General features: G+C 62.4%; 18 protein-coding genes and 1 tRNA gene. 14 read left to right on the top strand and 5 right to left on the bottom strand.

The annotated features are described in order from the left end of the window. Window positions 1-36 precede the first annotated feature (36 nt). The 8 genes from kaiC (at window position 37) to ABD919_RS18310 (ending at window position 7786) form a co-directional block, all read left to right on the top strand. The gene (kaiC, locus tag ABD919_RS18345) at window positions 37-1785 is read left to right on the top strand and encodes a circadian clock protein KaiC (RefSeq protein WP_345237508.1); all 1749 of its coding nucleotides are present in this window, start codon (window positions 37-39) and stop codon (window positions 1783-1785) included. Further along, the gene (gene kaiB, locus ABD919_RS18340) at window positions 1778-2116 is read left to right on the top strand and encodes a circadian clock protein KaiB (protein ID WP_345237507.1); all 339 of its coding nucleotides are present in this window, start codon (window positions 1778-1780) and stop codon (window positions 2114-2116) included. Before kaiC ends, kaiB begins: the two co-directional genes overlap by 8 nt. Window positions 2117-2125: 9 nt before the next feature. Next, the gene (locus ABD919_RS18335; protein WP_345237506.1) at window positions 2126-2464 is read left to right on the top strand and encodes a circadian clock KaiB family protein; all 339 of its coding nucleotides are present in this window, start codon (window positions 2126-2128) and stop codon (window positions 2462-2464) included. Further along, window positions 2457-4175 (top strand): sensor histidine kinase, encoded by a 1719-nt coding sequence (locus tag ABD919_RS18330; RefSeq protein ID WP_345237505.1) that lies wholly within the window; start codon window positions 2457-2459, stop codon window positions 4173-4175. Before ABD919_RS18335 ends, ABD919_RS18330 begins: the two co-directional genes overlap by 8 nt. Window positions 4176-4234: 59 nt before the next feature. Further along, entirely contained in the window at window positions 4235-4657 is a 423-nt protein-coding gene (locus ABD919_RS18325; protein WP_345237504.1) for a response regulator, read from the top strand. A gap of 46 nt (window positions 4658-4703) precedes the next feature. After that, on the top strand, window positions 4704-6008 hold the full coding sequence (locus ABD919_RS18320) for a sugar MFS transporter (RefSeq protein WP_345237503.1): 1305 nt from the start codon (window positions 4704-4706) through the stop codon (window positions 6006-6008). 3 nt (window positions 6009-6011) lie between these two features. Beyond that, complete coding sequence (locus tag ABD919_RS18315) at window positions 6012-6725, top strand: DUF92 domain-containing protein (protein WP_345237502.1); 714 nt, start codon at window positions 6012-6014, stop codon at window positions 6723-6725. 179 nt (window positions 6726-6904) lie between these two features. Further along, a complete protein-coding gene (locus ABD919_RS18310) occupies window positions 6905-7786 on the top strand; it encodes an ATP-grasp domain-containing protein (RefSeq protein WP_345237501.1) in 882 nt (293 codons plus the stop codon). 225 nt (window positions 7787-8011) lie between these two features. Here ABD919_RS18310 and ABD919_RS18305 read toward each other — a convergent pair. After that, window positions 8012-8083: transfer RNA gene (locus tag ABD919_RS18305), tRNA-Glu, on the bottom strand. A 285-nt stretch (window positions 8084-8368) separates the two neighbouring features. Here ABD919_RS18305 and gap point away from each other — a divergent pair. From gap to ABD919_RS18290, 3 genes are all read left to right on the top strand, one after another. Beyond that, window positions 8369-9376: a type I glyceraldehyde-3-phosphate dehydrogenase gene (gene gap / locus ABD919_RS18300; protein WP_345237500.1), complete on the top strand. Its 1008-nt coding sequence runs from the start codon at window positions 8369-8371 to the stop codon at window positions 9374-9376. Between the two features lie 122 nt (window positions 9377-9498). After that, window positions 9499-10368 (top strand): diacylglycerol/lipid kinase family protein, encoded by an 870-nt coding sequence (locus ABD919_RS18295; protein WP_345237499.1) that lies wholly within the window; start codon window positions 9499-9501, stop codon window positions 10366-10368. A gap of 100 nt (window positions 10369-10468) precedes the next feature. Beyond that, entirely contained in the window at window positions 10469-10804 is a 336-nt protein-coding gene (locus ABD919_RS18290) for a translation initiation factor (protein WP_345237498.1), read from the top strand. Here ABD919_RS18290 and kdsB read toward each other — a convergent pair. Continuing rightward, entirely contained in the window at window positions 10801-11553 is a 753-nt protein-coding gene (gene kdsB, locus ABD919_RS18285; RefSeq protein ID WP_345237497.1) for a 3-deoxy-manno-octulosonate cytidylyltransferase, read from the bottom strand. The two genes, ABD919_RS18290 and kdsB, sit on opposite strands and share 4 nt — an antisense overlap. 183 nt (window positions 11554-11736) lie before the next feature. Between kdsB and ABD919_RS18280 the strand changes: the two genes are divergently transcribed. Continuing rightward, window positions 11737-12711, top strand: a complete 975-nt coding sequence (locus tag ABD919_RS18280) for a LysM peptidoglycan-binding domain-containing protein (protein ID WP_345237496.1) — start codon at window positions 11737-11739, stop codon at window positions 12709-12711. 288 nt (window positions 12712-12999) lie between these two features. Beyond that, entirely contained in the window at window positions 13000-13764 is a 765-nt protein-coding gene (locus ABD919_RS18275) for a TIGR02757 family protein (protein WP_345237495.1), read from the top strand. Window positions 13765-13860: 96 nt separating this feature from the next. Here ABD919_RS18275 and ABD919_RS18270 read toward each other — a convergent pair whose 3' ends face one another. Genes ABD919_RS18270 through ABD919_RS18260 form a run of 3 tightly spaced genes read right to left on the bottom strand, consistent with a single transcriptional unit; the run spans window position 13861 to window position 17261 of the window. Then, entirely contained in the window at window positions 13861-15573 is a 1713-nt protein-coding gene (locus tag ABD919_RS18270; protein WP_345237494.1) for a hypothetical protein, read from the bottom strand. Between the two features lie 29 nt (window positions 15574-15602). Next, window positions 15603-16244: a hypothetical protein gene (locus tag ABD919_RS18265; protein ID WP_345237493.1), complete on the bottom strand. Its 642-nt coding sequence runs from the start codon at window positions 16242-16244 to the stop codon at window positions 15603-15605. A gap of 3 nt (window positions 16245-16247) precedes the next feature. Further along, a complete protein-coding gene (locus ABD919_RS18260; RefSeq protein ID WP_345237492.1) occupies window positions 16248-17261 on the bottom strand; it encodes a WD40/YVTN/BNR-like repeat-containing protein in 1014 nt (337 codons plus the stop codon). A 319-nt stretch (window positions 17262-17580) separates the two neighbouring features. On the opposite strand from ABD919_RS18260, the gene ABD919_RS18255 reads away from it, so the two are divergent. Further along, window positions 17581-20010: an endonuclease MutS2 gene (locus tag ABD919_RS18255; RefSeq protein WP_345237491.1), complete on the top strand. Its 2430-nt coding sequence runs from the start codon at window positions 17581-17583 to the stop codon at window positions 20008-20010. Window positions 20011-20070 lie beyond the last annotated feature (60 nt).

Genomic DNA, 20070 nt, shown 5'->3' with positions numbered 1-20070 from the left:
GGTCCGGTTAAATTTGTTGGATTTACCTCTGTTTCCATGCCCGAAAACGAACCCCAGGGAAGCGTTGTGCTGCCCCAACTGCCAAAAGCTCGCACGGGCATTGACGGTCTCGATGAAATAACCGAAGGCGGCCTGCCGCTGGGCCGCCCCACGCTGGTGTGCGGCAGCGCCGGCTGCGGCAAAACCCTGATGGGAATCGAGTTCCTGGTGCGCGGCATCTTGGAGTTCAACGAGCCGGGCGTGCTGATGGCTTTTGAGGAAACCGCGGCCGAGCTGGCCGCCAACGTTACCTCCCTGGGCTTCGACCTGCCCGGGCTGCAAGCCCAGAAGATGCTGCGCGTCGACCACGTACACGTGGACCGCTCCGAGATTGAGGAAACCGGCGAGTACGACCTCGAAGGCCTGTTTATTCGCCTGGGCTACGCCATCGACTCCATCGGGGCCAAGCGCGTGGTGCTCGACACCATCGAGTCGCTGTTTTCGGGCTTCCCCAACCAGGGCGTGCTGCGCTCGGAAATCCGGCGCCTGTTTCGCTGGCTCAAGGACAAGGGCGTAACTACCCTCATCACCGCCGAGCGCGGCGAGGGCACCCTCACCCGGCAGGGCCTGGAAGAGTACGTGTCGGACTGCGTCATTCTGCTCGACAACCGCGTGGTGGACCAGATTACTACCCGCCGCCTGCGCATTGTGAAGTACCGCGGCAGCACCCACGGCACCAACGAGTACCCGTACCTGATTACCGAGGAAGGCATTTCGGTGCTGCCCGTCACTTCCCTCAAGCTGAAGCACGAGGTGTCCGACCAGATAGTGTCGTCGGGCGTGCCCGGCCTCGACGACATGTTTGGCCGCGGCGGCTTTTACGAAGGCAGCAGCGTGCTGATAACCGGCACGGCGGGCACGGCCAAAACCACCCTGGCGGCTTCCTTCGCCAGCAGAATATGCGAGCAGGGCAAGCGCTGCCTCTTCTTTGCCTTTGAAGAGTCGCCGCAGCAGCTGGTGCGCAACATGAAGTCGGTAGGCATCGACCTGGAGCGCTGCGTGGCCGGCGGGGAGCTGCGCATCGAGGCCTCACGGCCCACCCTCAACGGCCTGGAGCGCCACCTGGTCACCATCCACAAAGTCATTGCCGACTACCGGCCCGACGCCGTGGTAATCGACCCCATCAGCAACCTGGTCACGGTGGGCAACATCAGCGAGGTGCGCAGCATGCTCACCCGCCTCATCGACTACCTGAAGGTGAACGGCATCACGGCCCTGTTTACTTCCCTGGTGAGCGGCCGCAACGTGCAGCAGGAGATGACCGAAGAAGGCGTGTCGTCGCTGGTCGATACCTGGATTACCGTACGCGACCTCGAAGGCATTGGCGAGCGCAACCGCGGGCTGAGCATTCTCAAGGCCCGGGGCATGGCCCACTCCAACCAGGTGCGCGAGTTTATCGTGACCGAGCACGGCATACAGCTGCTCGACGTAGTAATTGGGCCCACCGGCATCGTGACGGGCGCCAGCCGCCTGTCGCAGCAGCTCAAGGAAGAAGCCGAAGCCCTGGCTTACCGCCAGGAGATGGAGCGCAAAGACCGGGAGCTGGAGCGCCGCCGCCGCCTGCTGGAAGGCACCATTGCCAACCTGCGCACCGAGTTTGAGTCGGTGGAGGAGGAGCTGCGCCAAATCAACAGCGAGGAAAAGCACCGGCAGCAAACCCAGGTGAAAAGCCGCCAGCAGGTGGCCAGCCCGTTCCCGGCGCAGAAAAACTCGCCGTCTGCCGACATGCCTACGCCCAATGTCTAACCGCGCCATGAATCAGGAAACCACCCACATTGCGCTGGCCAGCGCCGACGAAACCTGGGAGCTGCGCCTGTATGTAGCCGGCCAGACGCCCAAGTCCGTAACCGCCATTGCCAACCTGAAAAGCTACTGCGAGCAGTACCTGAAAGGCCGCTACCAGCTGGAAGTAATCGACCTGCTGAAAAACCCGCAGCTGGCCGAGGGCGACCAGATTCTTGCCATTCCCACCCTGGTGCGCAAGGTGCCCGAGCCCATCCGCAAGATTATCGGCGACCTTTCCAACGAGGAAAAGGTGCTGGTGGGCCTCGACATCCGGCCCCTGGACCACAAATAAGCCGCGGGCATGGACGAGAGGGAATTAGAAGAGTGGCTAAGCCAGCCCGTAGACGACTATGTGCTGCACCTGTTCATTACCGGCGCAACGCCCAACTCTACCCGGGCCGTGCGCAACATCAAGGAAATCTGCGAGCAGTACCTGAAAGGACGCTACGAGCTGGTGATAGTCGACATCTACCAGCAGCCCGAGCTGGCCGAGCAGGAGCAGCTTATTGGCGTGCCCACCCTGATTAAGAAAAGTCCCGGCCTGGTGCGCCGCCTGGTAGGCGACCTTTCCGACCGGCGCCGGGTGCTGCAGGCCCTGGGCCTGCGCGAATCCGACGAGCAAGACGCTGGCCATGGATAAGCCGACCGCCCTCGATAGCCTTGGCCAGCTGGCCCGCGAAAACGCGGAGCTGCGCTACCAGCTCGAAGAAGCCCAGGAGCTTATCCAGGCCATCCGGACCGGGGCCGTGGATGCGCTGGCCGTGCAAACCACCGACGGGCCGCGCATCTTCACCCTGCAGGGAGCCGACCAGGAGTACCGCACCCTGATTGAGGAGATGAACGAGGGCGCCCTGATGCTGAGCGACGACGCCACCATTCTGTACTGCAACGCCAGCCTGGCCCGGCTGCTTGACTGTGCCCTGGAAGAAGTGATTGGCCGTTCTTTCCTGGCCTTTGTGCCGGCCGACTTCCGCAGCAGCTGGCAGCAGCTGTGGGAAACGGGCTGGGCCGGCCGCGGCAAGGGCGAGCTGCCCTTGCGCACCAGGCCCGGCGTGCTGGTGCCCTTTTCGCTGAGCATGAACGTGCTGGTGTTTCACGAGATGCCGGCCCTGGCCGTTATCGTCACCGACCTGTCGGCCCAGCGCGAGATTGAAACCATCCGGGCGGTGGTGGCCGAGCAGAACGAGGTGATTGGGCGCACGGCCGAGGAGCTGGAAAAGCAGCAGGCCGCCCGCCGTGCCGTGGAGCGCGCCGCCGCCGAAGCCACCCGCGTGATGGAAGGCATCCCGCAGATTGCCTGGACGGCGAATCCTCAAGGCCAGAATACCTACCTGAACCGCCGCTGGTTCGACTACGCCGGCCCGGCCCCGCAGCCCCCCCAAGCATCCTGGCTGTCGGCTTACATCTACCCCGCCGACCTGCCCCTGGCGGCGGAGCGCTGGGCCGAAAGCCTGCGCACCGAAGAGCCTCTGGAAGTGGAGTGCCGCATCCGCCACCGCGACGGGCAGTACCGCTGGATGCTGGGCCGGGCCCTGCCCTCGCGCAATGCCGAAGGTCAGATTATTCAGTGGATTGGCACCTACACCGACATTCACGAGCACAAGCTGGCCCTGGAGCGCATTGCCCAGGCCCAGCGCCAGCTGCGCGACAACAACGAGCAGCTCACCCGCGCCAACGTCGACCTCGACAACTTCATCTACACGGCCTCCCACGACCTGAAGGCCCCCATCAGCAACATCGAGGGCCTGCTGCACGCCCTGCTGGTGGAGCTGCCCACGGGCAGCCACGGCACGGGAGAAGTTGATGTTATCCTGAACCTGATGCAGGACTCGGTGAACCGCTTCAAGAAAACCATTGAGCAGCTCACCGACGTGTCCAAGCTCCAGAAAGAGCACGGCAAGCCCACCGAAATTGCGGATCTGGCTGCCGTGGTGGCCGATGTGTGCCTGGACCTGCAGCCCCTGATTCAGGAAACCGGGGCCGTGCTCGACGTGGAAAACCTGGAGTGCCGGCAGGTGGTGTTCTCCGAGAAAAACCTGCGCTCGGTGGTTTACAACCTGCTCAGCAACGCCCTGAAGTACCGGGCTGCCCACCGGGCACCGCAGGTATGGCTGCGCTGCCACCCGGCCGGCGAGTTTGTGGTGCTCGAAGTGCAGGACAATGGCCTGGGTATTGACCTGAGCAGCGAGCAGAAGCTGTTTGGCATGTTTCAGCGCCTGCACGACCATGTAGAGGGCAGTGGCATTGGGCTTTACATGGTGAAGAAGATGGTGGAAAATGCCGGCGGCCGCATCGAGGTGAGCAGCCGGCTGGGGCACGGCTCAACATTTTCGGTCTATTTTGCCGTGTAAAACCACGCGCAAGCAGTGGTTTTCAGCACCCGACTGTTTCCCTGTTCCTCTGGCATGCCATGCAAAAGCTTTCCTGTGCCCTGTTGGTTGACGACGACCAAACGACCAACTACCTGAACCAGCTGTTGCTGCAGCGCCTCGACGTGGCCCGCAAGCTACTCGTGGCCCTCAACGGGCAGGAAGCCCTGACCCTGCTGCAGAGCCAGTGCCAGGAGGCCAGCGCGGAAAGCCCCGTGCTGGTGCTGCTGGATGTGAAAATGCCGGTGATGGATGGGTTTGGCTTTCTGGAAGCCTACAGCCAGTTTCCGCTGGCGCAGAAGAATGCCGTCATCATCGTCATGCTCACCACCTCGCTGCACCCCCACGATGTAGAGCGCATACAGCGCCTCAACATTGCCGGCTTCCTCAACAAGCCGCTTACCGAGGACAAAGTCCGCAGCATTCTGCAGCGGTACTATTCCAGCGCGGCCGACAACGCCTAGCGCCGCGCGGCCCCGCCTTCCGACTTCCATTCTTTACTGCGTTTCTATGGCTCTTGCCGCTCCTGCTTCCCAGCCCTCGGCTGCCCCAACGGCGTCTGGCCCCGCGCCGCGCTACACCTCGGCCCTGGCCTCGCTCACGGTGCTGTTCTTCATGATGGGCTTTATCACCTGCCTGAACGACATCCTCATTCCCTACCTCAAGGGCCTGTTTACGCTCAGCTATGCCAAGGTGAACCTGGTCAATTCCTGCTTTTTCGGGGCTTACCTGTTTATGGGAATCCCGGCCGGGCTGCTGGTAAAGCGCATCGGCTACAAAGGCGGCATGCTGGTGGGCTTTCTGGTGGCCGCGCTGGGCTGCTTTCTGTTTTACCCCGCTGCGGAAAGCCGCACCTTCGAGCTGTTCTTAGGCGCCTTGTTCGTGCTGGCCTCGGGCATTGTTACGCTGCAGGTGGCCGGCAACCCCTACGTGTCCATTCTGGGGCCGCCGGAGTCGGCCTCGGCCCGCCTCACCCTCACGCAGGCTTTCAACTCCCTGGCTACGTTTATTGCCCCTTTCCTGGGCGCCGCGCTTATCCTCTCGCACCTGCCCGACCTGAAGCAGCTCTCCGCCTCCCAGGCCGCAGCGCTCGACGTCTCGCCCGTGCAGATGCTCTACCTGGGCATCGGGGCCACCCTGATTCTGATTAGCCTGGCCTTGAGTGTTCTCCGCATGCCGCAGATAGCGCACGCACCGGCGGCGGCCGGCGATACCACCCGGGCCTGGAGCTACCGCCACCTGCTGCTGGGCCTGGTGGGCATCTTCACCTATGTAGGGGCGGAAGTGGCCATTGGCTCGCACATCGTCAGCTACCTCAATCAGCCCGAGGTGATGGGCATGACGGCGTTGCAGGCCGGCTACAAGGTCGGCCTCTACTGGGGGGCGGCCATGGTGGGCCGCTTCATCGGGGCCGCCGTGCTGAGCAAGCTGCGGCCGGGGCGGGTGCTGGTCTTTAACGCCGTGGGCGCGGTAGCGCTGGTGCTGCTCTCTATCAGCAGCCGCGGGGAGCTGGCCATGTGGAGCCTGCTGGCCGTGGGGCTGATGAACTCCATTATGTTTCCCACCATCTTCACGCTGGCCGTGGCCGGCCTGGGGCGCCACACGGAGGAAGCGTCGGGCCTGCTCTCGGCGGCTATCGTGGGCGGGGCCGTGGTGCCGCCCATGTTTGGCCTAATGGCCGACAGCAGCCTGGGTGGGGGAGGAGTACACGCCCTGCGCCTGGCGTTTCTGCTGCCCGTGCTCTGCTACCTCTACATTCTGTGGTATGGCCTGAAAGGGCATCAGCGGCAGGACCCAGCCGTAGCGCGGCCCTAGCGAATGACGACGCTTGCGTCTGTGCTCTGCGCGCTGCCGGTGCTGGCCCTGGGCATGGCCTACAGCTGGCGGGCCGGTAAGCTGACCGGCCCCGGGGTGGTGCTGGGCGGCTGTAGCGGCCTGGTGATTGCGCTGGGCGGCGGCCTGCTGAGCGTAGCACTCCTTACTTTGTTTTTCCTGCTGGGCTCGGCCGCCTCCGCCTGGAAAGTAGCCGACAAGCGCCGCCTGGGCCTGGCCGAAGCCAACCAGGGCCGCCGCACCGCCGGGCAGGTGTGGGCCAACGCCGGCGTGGCCACCCTGCTGGCGCTGGCTGCCTGCCTGCTGCCGGCTTACGCGCCCCTGGCCCGCCTTATGCTGGCCGGCAGCCTGGCTGCCGCAGCTGCCGATACCCTTTCCTCCGAGCTGGGCAACGTCTACGGGCGGAGCTACTACAACATCCTCAGCTGGCGGCCCGATACGCGCGGCGAGAATGGGGTGATAAGCCTGGAAGGCACCTTGTGTGGAGTCCTGGGTGCGGCTCTGCTGGCGGCGGTGTACGCCGTCAGCCATGGGCAGCTGCCGGCCTTCTGGTGGTTAATAATTGCCGGTACCGCCGGCAACCTGGCCGATGCGCTGCTGGGGGCCACCCTGGAGCGCCGTCACTACCTGGGCAACAACGCGGTTAACTTTTTCAATACGCTGGTGGGCGCGTTAGTGGCCGGATGGCTGGGGATGTGAACAGCCGAGCGGATAGCTCCCGTCAACAGGACAGAAGGAATAACTTATCGAAGCGCATTGAAGCTTTATGTTACCCGGCTGCGTAAGGCGGAGCGCCCCTCGGCCATGAGGAGACCAAACAAGCTTCCACTACATTGCCCAGCCTTGCTGCCTGGAGCAGTCAGCACTTTTCAAACTCTATGAACCTAGCTCTAGTAACGTCTCAGGTACTGGCCCAATATGCCAGCAACCAGGACGACGAAGACAGCCTGCTTCTACGCTACTTGCGCGAGCAGGGCCACCACGTCGATTACTGCCTCTGGACCGACCCGGCAGTGAACTGGCGCCAGTACGACGTTGTCGTGCTGAAGTCGCCCTGGGATTATTTCGACCGGGTAGGGGAGTTCTATCAGTGGCTGGATTCCCTCGACCAGCTGGGAGTGCGGCTGCTGAATCCTACTGCTACAGTGCGCTGGAACGCCGATAAAAAGTACCTGCGGGACATGGAGCAGGCCGGTGTGCGCATTGTGCCCACCCACTGGCTGCCCCAAGGCAGCAGCTTCCACCCCGACGAGCTGTTTGCCCAACTTGCTACCGAGCGGCTGGTGGTGAAGCCAGCCGTAAGCGGCGGGGCCAAAAACACCTTCGACCTAAACCGCGCCGAAGCCACCCACCGGGCCCCCGAGTTGACGGCCCTGCTAGCGCATGAAGACTACCTGGCCCAGCCCTTCCAGCCCCAGATTCAGCTGCAAGGGGAATGGTCGCTGATTTATTTGGGCGGCGCATTCAGCCACTGCGTCCTGAAAGCCCCCAAAGCCGGCGACTTCCGGGTGCAGCACTACCTGGGTGGCAGCATCGAGCCCCGCGAGGCGCCCGCATCCCTGCGCGCCACCGCCGACCGCATCGTGCGCGACTTTGCTCCCGGCTGCCTCTACGCCCGCGTCGATGGCCTCCAGGATACCAACGGCGAGCTGCTGCTCATGGAGCTGGAATTAATTGAGCCGTTCCTTTACCTGGAATCCGGCGGCCAGTCTGCCTATGCCCGCTATGAGCAAGGCCTGCGCCTGGCGGCAGCGCACTAAAATCTCCGGAACAGAGGCTGCAGGCTCACATAAAAGGCTAGCAGTGCTGGCAAAAGACAGCTGAAGCATGTTGAGCCTGGCTAGCAATGTTCATTCGTCGAAGCGGTGGCTTCTTCAAGTCAATTCTCCGGACTGTGTAGCTACAATTGCTCATTTAGCCCGAAAGACAGTTGAAACGCAAGGAAAACAAAAAGGCCCTCTGCGCATTGCAGAGGGCCTTTTTAGTAGTCCGTAGGGGAATCGAACCCCTGTTGGCAGAATGAAAATCTGCAGTCCTAACCCCTAGACGAACGGACCTTGTTTCGTTTTGGTGGTGCAAAGATACAGCAGCTTGTTTTCACTGCAAGGGTGTCTTCAAAAAAAAGTGCAGATAAGGGCAAAGGAGCTTGTTTTTCAGGGAGAAAAATTTTCAGCATAGGGCAGGGGCTGTCCGATAAACATGGAGTTGGCCGACGATATAGAACGAAATAAGGCTTAGCGGCGGGGTAATGATGGGCCTTCCTCTTATGCCTGCTATCTTCGCCCCGCGTTTAACGGGTTACCACGTGGGTGCCCGGTCACTTACTCTTTCCCCATTTTCCAATGGCAAAAATTAAAGTCGCCATCAACGGCTTTGGCCGCATTGGCCGCCTCACTTTTAAGTCGCTGCTCGAGCGCGACAATGTGGAAGTTGTTGCAATCAACGACCTGACCGACAACAAGACGCTGGCCCACCTGCTGAAGTACGACTCGGTACACGGCCGCTTCAACGGTTCGGTGAGCTATGACGAAAACAGCCTGACGGTAAACGGACAGCGCATCGCCGCCCTGGCCGAGCGCGACCCCAAGCTGCTGCCCTGGAAAGACATGGGCATCGACGTGGTGCTGGAGTCCACGGGCCGCTTCGTGGACGAGGCTGGTGCTGGTCAGCACATCACGGCTGGTGCGAAGAAAGTAGTGATTTCGGCGCCTGCCACGGGCAACATCCCCACCGTAGTGCTGGGCGTAAATGAGGACATCCTCACCGGCTCGGAAACCATTATCAGCAACGCCAGCTGCACCACCAACTGCCTGGCTCCCATGGCCAAGGTCCTGGACGATGCCTTTGGCATTGAGAAAGGCTACATCACCACGGTGCACGCCTATACCTCCGACCAGAACCTGCAGGACGCGCCCCACAAAGACCTGCGCCGCGCCCGCGCTGCCGCCTACAGCATCATTCCCACCAGCACCGGCGCTGCCAAGGCCGTGGGCCTGGTGCTGCCCCACCTGAAGGGCAAGCTCGACGGCGTGGCCATGCGCGTGCCCATTCCGGACGGCTCCATGACCGACCTGACGGTGATTCTGAAAAAGGAAGTAACCAAGGACGAGGTAAACAACGCCCTGAAAACCGCCGCTGACGGCGAGCTGAAAGGCATCCTGGAGTACAGCACCGACCCGCTGGTGAGCATCGACATCGTGGGCAACCCCCACAGCTGCATCTTCGACTCGGAGCTGACGTCCTGCAACGGCACGCTGGTGAAGGTAGTGGGCTGGTACGACAACGAAACCGGCTACTCTACCCGCACGGCTGACTTGATTCAGCGCCTGGGTGAGAAAATGAACGGCTAGCTGCCCTTCGCGTAAACCAAGCCGCCCGTTCCGCCCCAGTGGCGGGGCGGGCGGTTTTTGTGAGTACCCTGGCCATCTTTGGGCCTTTCATTCCTTTGCCGCAGGCTGCGCCTGTTTCCCGCATGCCCAAAACCTGTTTTATCCTCAATCCGATTGCCGGGCCCAGCCGGCGGCTGGACATGCCGGCGCTTATCGCCCGGCACTTTGGCGCCGTGGAGCCCGATTATGTCATCCGCCTGACGGAACGGGCCGGACACGCCGTGGAGCTGGCACGCGCAGCCGCTGAAGAAGGCTTTCGGGTGGTCGTGGCCATTGGTGGCGATGGCACCGTGAACGAGGTAGGGAGGGGACTGTTGGGCACCGCAACTGCCATGGGCATTCTGCCCCAGGGCTCGGGCAATGGGCTGGCCCGCCACCTGAAGGTGCCGCTGGCGCTGCCGGCCGCCCTGCGCCGCCTGACGGCGCCGGAGTTCAGCCACATGGATGTGGGCACCATGAACGGGCACCCGTTTTTCTGCACCGCCGGGCTGGGATTTGATGCCCACGTCAGCCAGCACTTTGCGCAGGCGGGCAAGCGCGGCCTGAGCACCTACCTGAGCGTGACCCTACGCGAGTACCGGCGCTACCAACCCGTGCCGGTGCAGGTGTATCTAAATGGTGAGCAGCGTCAGACCAACTGCTACGTGCTGGCCTTTGCCAATGCCTCGCAGTACGGAAACAACGCCTACATCGCCCCGCTGGCCGACCTGCGCGACGGCCTGCTCGATGTATGCCTGATTGACTCCCTGCCCGTGGGCCGGGCCCTGCGGGTGTCGCTGGGCATGGCCCTGGGCAACCTGCCCCAAAGCAAGGCCGCCGAGTATTTCCGCATCACGGCAGGACGGGTAGAGGCGCAAAGCCCCCTGGGCTTCCACGTCGACGGCGACTACATCGGCCATGCCACTACCTTCGACGTAGGCCTGTTGCCGCTGGCTCTGGAAGTGGCCGTGTAGAGGTTTCCGGATTCTGGTTGCTGGTTTCTTGTTTTCAATCAGACTGGCCTCCGACAACCAGAAACCAGGAACAAGAAACCAGGAACAAGTAACCAACAACATGAAAAAGAACCGCCAGGGAGTTGTGTACTCCACCGACCCCAGCTTCAGCTACCAGACCAATGAGGAGGGCGAAGCTGCTACCTTGCCGCCCCAGCAGCAGCAGCTGCGCGTGCAGCTCGATAAAAAGCAGCGCGGCGGCAAGCAGGTAACGCTAATAACCGGCTTTACTGGCGCCGATGCCGACCTGCAGGCCCTGGGCAAGCTACTGAAAACCAAGTGCGGCGTGGGTGGCAACGCCAAGGATGGCGAAATCCTGGTGCAGGGCGACTTCCGCGATAAAGTGCTGGAGGTGCTGCTCAAGGAAGGCTACAAGGCCAAGAAGGCTGGCGGCTAGCCAGCCGCCAGCCGCGCCCGGGCCCGCTCCACATCCTCGGGCGTATCGATGCCGAAGGCGTCGAGCTCGGTCTCGGCGCACTGAATCTGGTAGCCGGCTTCGAGCCAGCGCAGCTGCTCCAGGCTTTCGGCCGCTTCCAGCGGCGAAACCGGCAGGCGGGTAAGCTGTTCCAGCACGGCCGGCTTGTAGGCGTAGAGCCCCAGGTGGCGCAGGTAGCGGTGATGCTGCAGCCAGTCGCCAGGCACTTGCTGGCGCTGGTAGGGCAGGGGGTGGCGGCTGAAGTACAGGGCCTTACCCTGAGCACTCAGTACTACCTTGGGCAGGTGGGGGCTGAACAGCTCTTCTTCCGAAACCACGGGCTTAACGAGCGTGGCAATGTCGGGCGACTGGGCCGGGTCCTGGAATAAGTCGGTGAGGGCATTTATCTGGGCCGGGTGAATGAAGGGCTCATCGCCCTGAATATTCACGATGCAGCGCACCTCGGCCGGGCTGCCCAGCTGTTGGAATGCTTCCCAGAGGCGGTCGGTACCGCTGGGGTGCTCGGGGCGGGTGAGTACGGCCTCGCCGCCGAAGTCGTGCACATGGCGCAGGATACGCTCGTCGTCGGTGGCCACCACCACGCGGCTCAGCTGGGCCTGCCGGGCCTGGGCCACCACGCGCTGAATCATGGTTTGCCCACCTAAGTCAACCAGGGGCTTGCCCGGCAGGCGGGTGGAGGCAAAACGGGCGGGAATAAGTCCGAGAATCATGCGGGATAGAGGGAAAAGCACGAAATTAACGGCTCAAAGAACGCAACTTTGGCGTCAGAAGCCTGGCCCAATTAGTGCTTTGCACAACTGCCCGCTGCATTCTTCGTTATTTTGCCGCGTCCGGCCCCGGGGTCGTTGGCCACTGGCAGCACTTGCTGGTGTGGATTTTGATTGTTGATTCGTATGACCTTACTCGCATCTTTGTTGACAGTAATGGCCCTGAGCGGGCCCGGTACGACCAGCCTGACACGGCCCACCGTGGCCCCTCCCGATTCGATTGGGGTGGAAGTACGCGGCGGTCAGCGCTTTGTAAAGCACCGCGTAGCCAGTGGCGAAACGTTGTTTGCCCTGGCCCGCCGCTACCGCATCACCGTCGACCAGCTGAACGCGGCCAACCCGCAGCTGGCCAATGGCCTGGGGGTGGGGCAGATTGTATTTGTGCCCCGTGGGGCCAGCACCGCCGCCGCCCCAGCAACCAAGCCAGCGGCCAAACCAACCGCTGCGCCGGCCGGTACGCCTAAAACGCACACCGTGGCCAAGGGCGAAACGCTGTTTGCCATTGCCCGCAAGTACGACATGAGTCCTGCCGACCTTATCAAGCTCAACAAGCTGCCGGCCGAAGGCGGCGTTCGGCTGGGGCAGGTGCTGCTGCTCAGCGGTGGCGAAGGCACGGACGCCAGCAGCCCGGTGGCCGTAACCTACCAGCCCAAAACCAAGGCGCCTGAACCCGATACGAAAGCTCCCGACCCGGCGAAGCCCGCACAGATTGCAACGGTGACCACTACCGCACCGGCGGAGAAGGAACCCGAGAAGCGCGATGCCGATAAAAAGGAGCGCGAAAGCGAGCACGAGCGCGAAGACCGGGCGCCTACCCGCGCCAGCGAAGTGGTGACCCGCGTCACGGAAAGCGGCCTGGGGGCGGCCATCGACAAGAGCGTAACGGATAAGTACCTGGCCCTGCACAAAACCGCGCCGGTGGGCACCATCATGCAGGTGAAGAACAGCATGAACGGGCAGTCGGTGTACGTGCGCGTTATCGGCAAGCTGCCCGAAACGGGCGAGAACAACAACATCCTGGTGCGCCTCTCGCCCCGTGCCGTGCAAAAGCTGGGCACCCCCGACTCGCGCTTCCGCGTGGAGACGAGCTACGTGCCGTAGAGCCTGTCTGAACCACGGATTGACACGGATTTTTCGGATTACACGGATTTTGTAGACGATTTGCATTCGAGGGCAAGCCAAACAAAAAGGCAGCCGCAAGGCTGCCTTTTTGTTCAAGCCCGACCTTCGCCTCGTCAAGGCCGATAGGCACGGTTCTGCTGCGTTCCCAAAATCCGTGCAATCCGAAAAATCTGTGTCAATCCATGGTTCAGACATAGGGACTGAGTCGTCCACAACCGAAGGTCAGCGGAGCTAAAATCTGTGCAATCCAAAAAACCGTGTCAATCCGTGGTTCAGACAACCTTACAGGAGCTGCGCGCCCTGCTCGACGAGCGGTACGAGCGGTACAACCGCCCCGGCTTCATTGCCAACGACCCCATTCAGATTCCGCACCGCTTTACGCTAAAGCAGGACATTGAAATCAGCGGGCTGTTTGCGGCGCTGCTGGCCTGGGGGCAGCGGCCCACCATTATTAAGAAGTGCAGCGAGCTGATGCAGCGCATGGATGATGCGCCCCATCAGTTTATCACCCGGCACAGCGAAGAGGAGCTGAAAAGGCTGCTGAAGTTCTGCCACCGAACCTTCTGCGACACCGACCTGCTGTACTTCGTGCACTGGCTGCGCTGGTGGTACGGGCAGCACGACTCGCTGGAGCCGGCCTTCTTGCACGGCGGCACCCAGCGCGAGCGACTCGTAGCCTTTCACAACATCTTCTTCAGCCTGCCTGAGGCGCCGGCCCGCACCCGCAAGCACGTGGCCACGCCGGCCCGCAAGTCGGCCTGCAAGCGCATAAACATGTACCTGCGCTGGCTGGTGCGGCGCGACGACCGGGGCGTGGATTTTGGCCTCTGGACCGGCATGTCGCCTGCCGACCTTATTATGCCCATCGACCTGCACGTGGAGCGGCAGGCCCGTCCTCTGGGCCTGCTCACCCGCAAGCTCGTCGACTGGGACGCCGCCGAGGAGCTCACCGCCAACCTGCGCCTGCTCGACCCGCTGGACCCGGTGAAGTACGACTTCGCGCTGTTTGGGGCAGGAGTGGATAGGACTTAGGTATTAGGAACTTAGGGATTAGGTTTTAGAAGCCGATAGAATAAGCCCGGCGTATAACTCCTAAAACCTAAGACCTAAGTCCCTAAGCCCTACAATCTAGAACGTGTACACCTGCAGGCTGCCTCCTACCGGGGTTTTGCGCTCAACCACCAGGCCGTTGCCATCACCGGTGGGCATGAGGTGAAACTCGTGGAATGGCATTTGGCTGCCGCTGCTGCGGCGTAGCTTTTCCAGAGCCGCGTACACGGGAGGCTCGTCGGCACCGGCCCGCTCGTACACGCGGTAGTCGTGGGCATCGAACGAGTTCTTGTAGAGCCAGAAGTGCTGCGGAAACATCACCACGGTATACAGGTGCTCAGGGCCGTTGATTTTGTTGGCGTAGTCGTAGCGCTTGTACTTCATGTCCGGCGTGATGAACATGTCAATCATCTCATCTGAGCCGTACACGGAGTTCAGCCAGAAGCTGTACTGGGCTTGCTTCGAAAGTGGGTCGAGGTGAAAGCGGGTCTGGCGGCGGTAGTACATGTTGAAGCCGCCGGCAAAAAGGTTGTTTTTCTTCTTGGCGCGCATGGCTTCGCCGTATTTCAGCTGCACCTGCTCCTTAGGGCTGCCGTCGGCGGCGTAGCGGCGCTGGAAATAGCCTTTCAGGTCGTATAGCCGGCTGGCGGTGGGCAGCTCCTCCTCGTCGTACTCGCCGTAGATGATGACGTCACCGGTGGCGTAGTCGAGCCAGAAGCTACCGGTATGGCCCGTGTTGTTGTCCCAGCCGTCGTAAGTAATGGAGGAGCGGCCGGCCGAATGCGTGTAATAGAAGGGAATATGGTCGAGCTCGCCCAGGTTGCTGATGTCGCCCGAAGAGCGCGGCGCCGTGCCTTTGTCCAGCCCCAGGATGGTGCTGAAGTTGCCGGTGGTAGCGCCCTTGTCGTCGGTGGTCAGCACCTGGTACACCAGGGGCTGCTGCCCTGGTTTCTGCTCAGGCGCAGTGGTAAGCACCCGGCGCACAAAGTACGTCTGGTTGGGGCGGTGGCCCAGGTAAGCCCAATCCTGAAACCACTCCTTGAAAAAGTTCATGCCCCCGGGCTGCTTGGGATGAACCGGCAGGGTGAAAGGCTCGCGGCGCACCTTGCCCGAAGCCTGGTCGTAGTGGTCAAGGAAATACTCTTCGGTTTCCTCGCGCTTGTTGGTAACGCGCATAATCTCCACGTAGCCGCCGCCGTCGACGTAGCGGCCCAGGCAGTACTGCTCCGACTTGCGGGACTCCAGCTGGGGGCGGCCGTCGAATATGACCTTGCTTACTTTGCCCTGCCCGTCGATGCGGTGCACGTGGACCTGCCCGGCTTTCAGCGGGCTGCCTTTGGGCAGTTTCTTCAGGGCCCTTTCCTCCAGGCGCTCCACGGTGTAGATGGTGTTGCCCTCGCTGAGTACCTGCATGGCCACCAGCTTGGCCAGGTGCAGCTGCTCCAGCTGGGCCTGCGATTCCTTGGACTTAGGGGGCAGGAAAAGCTCGCCGATGGCCTTGAAGTTGTCGGCGTACCGGTCGCGCTGGTAGCGCTCCACGTTGGCTTCCCACACGGTCTTGCCTTTCGGGTCGAGGCACTGCAGGTGGATGTTGGGCGTTTCCGTGTCGGTGAGCAGCAGCACGGTGTTGCGGTCGGTCAGCTGAATGGTGCCGGCCAGGGCCGCATGCGTGCCCAGGGCAATGGACTGCACGGGCTGCAGCGGCGCGGGCGGGCCCGGCGGGGGCAGCATGGCAGAGGTAGTGGCCAGCAACAGGGCGCCCCCGGCCAGGGTAGCGTAGAAAAGCTTCATGAAGTAGGGGAAGCAAACAGGTGAAAAAACTAAAAGGACTTTCCAATAAGGCAGTTGAACTGGCGGATGCTGAGCACTTCCACCAGCCCTTCGCTGGAGTACTGGTTGTAGAACCGCATGGGCCGCAGGTCGGCGCTGAAGCGAATAAACCAGTCGGCATCGGCCGTGGCGTACACGCCCTCAACCATGGCACTGGGCGCGTTGAAGGGCAGGACGAACTTGCAGAAGCGGTAGCCCAGGCCCACGCCGAAGCCATAGTCCTTTTTGGCCTTTTTCACGGCTTTGGCCCCGTAGCGGTAAGTCACATACTCCGGAAAGTCCAGAATAAAAGACTTGTTGAGGCCGTCCATGTCCTGGCGGGTAGTGCCGAGCAGGCCGGCTCCGGCGTTGAGTGACACGCCCAGCGCCTGCTCGGTTTCGCCGAGGCGGTACAGTGCGGTATCAAAGCCCAGGTTGCCATTTAGCAGGAAGAAGTTGCCGCTTACGGTTTCCAGCACGTAGCCGTTTTCGAGGCCGGAGTAGCCATTTGGGTTGCCCTGCACGGGGCCGGTGGCCCGCAGGGGCACCAGGCCCACGCCCAGGTCGCCGTGAAACTTGCTGACCTGCGCCTGCACCGGGCCGGCGAGCATACAGCCAGCCATTAAGGCCAGCGGAAGTAAAAACTTAGTCATGGGCTACTGGTAGTGAAAGCGGTGAACAATGCCGCGGGTACCCACGGCGTAGAAAGTAGTGGGGTCGGCGAAGTCGGCGGCGATGTAGGTGGCTTTGTAGCTGGTGCCGTCGGGGGCATGCACGTACACCCAGGGCGTGTGCTGGCTGGTGCTGAACTCGGGGTGGCGGCGGATGATGCTGCGCTGGCCCACGGCAATGGCCGGGCCCTTGCGCCCGGCCGAAGCCAGCCCGTAGATGGTGAAGCCGTATCGCTCGTCGGGCGTGTAGGCATAGCTCTGGCTGGTCTCGAACGCCTCGAAGCCCCGCGGGCCAGCCTGCAGGTAGGTCTGGTCGTTAAAGCGCAGCACGTCGTAGATGGTGCTGTTGGGCGTGCCCGTCGACTGGTCGAGCCAGGTCCAGGTGCTGCCGCCGTTGGTGGTGCACCAGTGCGAATAGTTGGCGCCCACCACCGAGCCCGAGTCGGGCGAGGTAAACGACACGGCCCGGAACGTGTAGGCCTTGTCGCGGCGGAACTGCACCGGCGTCCAAGTGCTGCCGCCGTTGGTGGTTTTGTTGATGCTGCCCGAGCTGCCCACGGCATAGCCCACCTGGGGCGTAACGAACTGCAGGTCGTAGATGGCATCACCCGTGGAGCCAAAAACGTTGTAGGTGGGCACGTACTGCCAGGTTTGCCCGCCGTTGCTGGTGCGGAAAAGCCCGCTACCCGTGCCGGCCCAACCCGCAGTGGCGCTGGTGAACAGCAGCTTGTAGATGGTGCCCGTGGTAGGGGAGGAGCGCCGCGTCCAGGTCTGCCCGCCGTCGGCAGTAGCGAACAGGGCCCCGTTGTCGCCGCCTACGAAGCCGTCGCGCGTGGTAGCGAAGTCAACCGTTTGCAGGGCCATGGTGTCGGCGGCCGTAGGCAGGCGCAGCACGTCGTAGCGCATGGTAGAGTACACGTCCAGCACGTACTTCTCCTCGCTGCAGGCAGCTAGTCCCAGGCCCAGAATGGATAAAATACAAAAGGAAAGATGCTTCATGCAAAAGAATCAATTTTTAGAATGCAAATAGTGCCAAAGCTACGGGGCAGTTCCCTGTTGAGCCGCCTTATAAAGGATGGTTTGGAAAATTTCTTGTTCCAGCTAACCTGTAGCCGTTATTAATGCGGAAAGAGCAACCAATTGGCATATTCTGGACCAGGGAGTCTCAGACGCACGCTAGCCTAGGCCAGCCGCCAGGTCCTGCTCACATCGCAGGCTAACTCCCACCTCGCGCATTTGCGGCCCCACCTGCGAATCTTCCCGGCCCGGCTGCTGTTTACCTTCGTATCCTATTACCGAATACCGAAAGACTACTTACTTGCTCTTACCCCAGCACTTCGAACAAAAGATTGGCTTCAGCACCCTGCGCGAGCAGCTCGAAGCCAGCTGCCTTTCCGCCATGGGCCGCCAGTACGTGGCGCGCATGGAGTTTCAAACCAAGCACGAGCCGCTGCTGAAGCTGCTCCAGCAAACCGACGAATTCACCTACCTGCTGCGCTCCGGGGCCGACTTCCCCGCCTCGCACTACCACGACGCCCAGATTCACTTCAAGCGGGCCGCCCTGCCCGGGGCTTACCTCGACGTGGCCGCCTTCTACGAGGTGAAGATGAGCATGCGCACCATCCGCCAGGCGCTGATGTTTTTCAGCCAGGCCGAGGAGGGTATGTTCCCCACCCTGCGCCTGCTGGGCGTGGGCGTGCAGGTCGACCGCAACCTGCTGGCCGCCATCGATAAGGTGGTGGACGACGACGGGGCCGTGCGCGACGACGCCTCGCCGCTGCTGCGCCAGATTCGGCAGGAGCTGATTCAGCGTCAGGGCCAGCTGCGCCGGCAGATTGCCGGCATCCTGCGCCACGCCAAGGCCGAGGGCTGGATTCCCGGCGACGCCGAGCCCACCATCCGCGGGGGGCGCCTGGTGCTGCCCGTCATTTCCGAGCACAAGCGCCGCGTAAAGGGCCTGATTCACGACGAGTCAGCCTCGGGGCAGACCGTGTTTATCGAGCCGGCCGAGGTGTTTGAGCTCAACAACGACATCAAAGACCTTGACAACGCCTACCACCGCGAGCTGATTCGCATCCTGACGGTGCTCACCGACCAGCTGCGGCCCCACCTGCCCGACCTGCGTAAGGCCTACCACTACCTGGGCCTCATCGACTTCATCCGGGCCAAGGCCCGCCTGGCCGTGAGCCTGGGCTGCCAGCTGCCCCAGCTGCACAACAAGCCCCTGCTGAAGTGGTACGGTGTGCGCCACCCCCTGCTGCAGCTGGCCTTCGCCCAGCACAAAAAAGACTCGGGCGATGCCCGCGAAGTAGTGCCGCTGGATTTGGAGCTCAACCACGAGCAGCGCATCCTGGTCATTTCCGGCCCGAATGCCGGGGGCAAGTCGGTGACGCTGAAAACCGTGGGCCTGGTGCAGTTCATGCTGCAGATGGGCCTGCTCATTCCCTGCGCCGACAACTCCGAAGCCGGCGTGTTTGAGGACATCTTCCTCGACATCGGCGACGAGCAGAGCCTGGAAAACGACCTGAGCACCTACTCCAGCCACCTGCTGGCCATGAAGCAGTTTATGCTGCTGGCCGGCAAGAAAAGCCTGGTGCTGATTGACGAGTTTGGCACCGGCACCGAGCCCAGCCTGGGCGGCGCCATCGCCGAAGCTGTGCTCGACCAGCTCAACCGCTCCCGCGTGTTCGGCGTCATCACCACGCACTATACCAATCTGAAGAACTTCGCCGAGCGCACGCCCCACCTCATTAACGGAGCCATGCGCTACGACCCGGAGAAGCTGCAGCCGCTGTATCGCCTGGAAGTGGGCAAGCCGGGCTCCTCGTTTGCCATCGAAATTGCCCGCAAAATTGGCCTGCCCAGGGACGTGGTGGAGCGCGCAACGCAGCTGGTAGGCAAAGACAAAATCCGCTACGACCGCCTGCTCGAAGGCCTGGAAAAAGAAAAGACCGAGCTGGAGCAGCGCACCGCCGAAGCCGCCAAGGCCGAGCGCCGCCTCAAGAAAGCCGCCCAGGAGTACCAGGACCTCAAGCAGCACCTCGAAGACACCAAGCTCGAAACCCTGCGCACTGCCAAGCAGCAGGCCAAGGCCCTGCTGCACGATACCAACAAGAAAATCGAAGCCACCATCGGCGAAATCCGCCGCGGCAACGCCGACAAGGAAGTAAACAAGCAGGCCCGCGAGAAGCTGGAAACCTTCGTGCGCAAGGAGCTGCAGATTGAGCCGCCCAAGGCCCGTCCCAGCCGCGAGCTGGCCGAGGCCGGCGAGCTGCAGCCCGGCGACAAAGTGGCCCTGCTGGGCCAGGAAGGCCACGGCGAAGTGGTGAGCGTGAAAGGCAAAACCGCCGAAGTCATGTTCGGCGGCCTCAAAACCCTGGTGAAGGTGGCCCAGCTCGAAAAGCTGAGCCGCGCCGAAATCAAGGAACGGGAGCAGGCGGCCAAATCGGCCGCCGCCAAGCTGGGCACCGGCGGCAACATGAACCTGACCAGCCGCATGGCCGACTTCAGCCCCACGCTGGATTTGCGCGGCGAGCGCGCCGAAGATGCCCTGACCAAAACCATGGCCTTCGTCGACGACGCCGTGATGCTGGGCATGCCCGAAATCAAGTTCCTGCACGGCCGCGGCAACGGCGTGCTGCGCCAGGTGGTACGCGACTACCTGCGCAGCCAGCGCGCCGTGGCCAGCGTGGCCGACGAGCACGCCGATAGAGGCGGGGACGGGGTGACTATTGCGGTGCTGAAGTAAAGCTGCGAAAAGTCAGACTAAATTATCCAAGCCCAGGTCAAAATATGGCCTGGGCTTGCT

Source organism: Hymenobacter saemangeumensis (genome assembly GCF_039541835.1).
Taxonomy (GTDB): Bacteria; Bacteroidota; Bacteroidia; order Cytophagales; family Hymenobacteraceae; genus Hymenobacter; species Hymenobacter saemangeumensis.
Note: the sequence above shows the minus strand (reverse complement) of the source record. Positions and strands in the feature narration are given on the sequence as shown.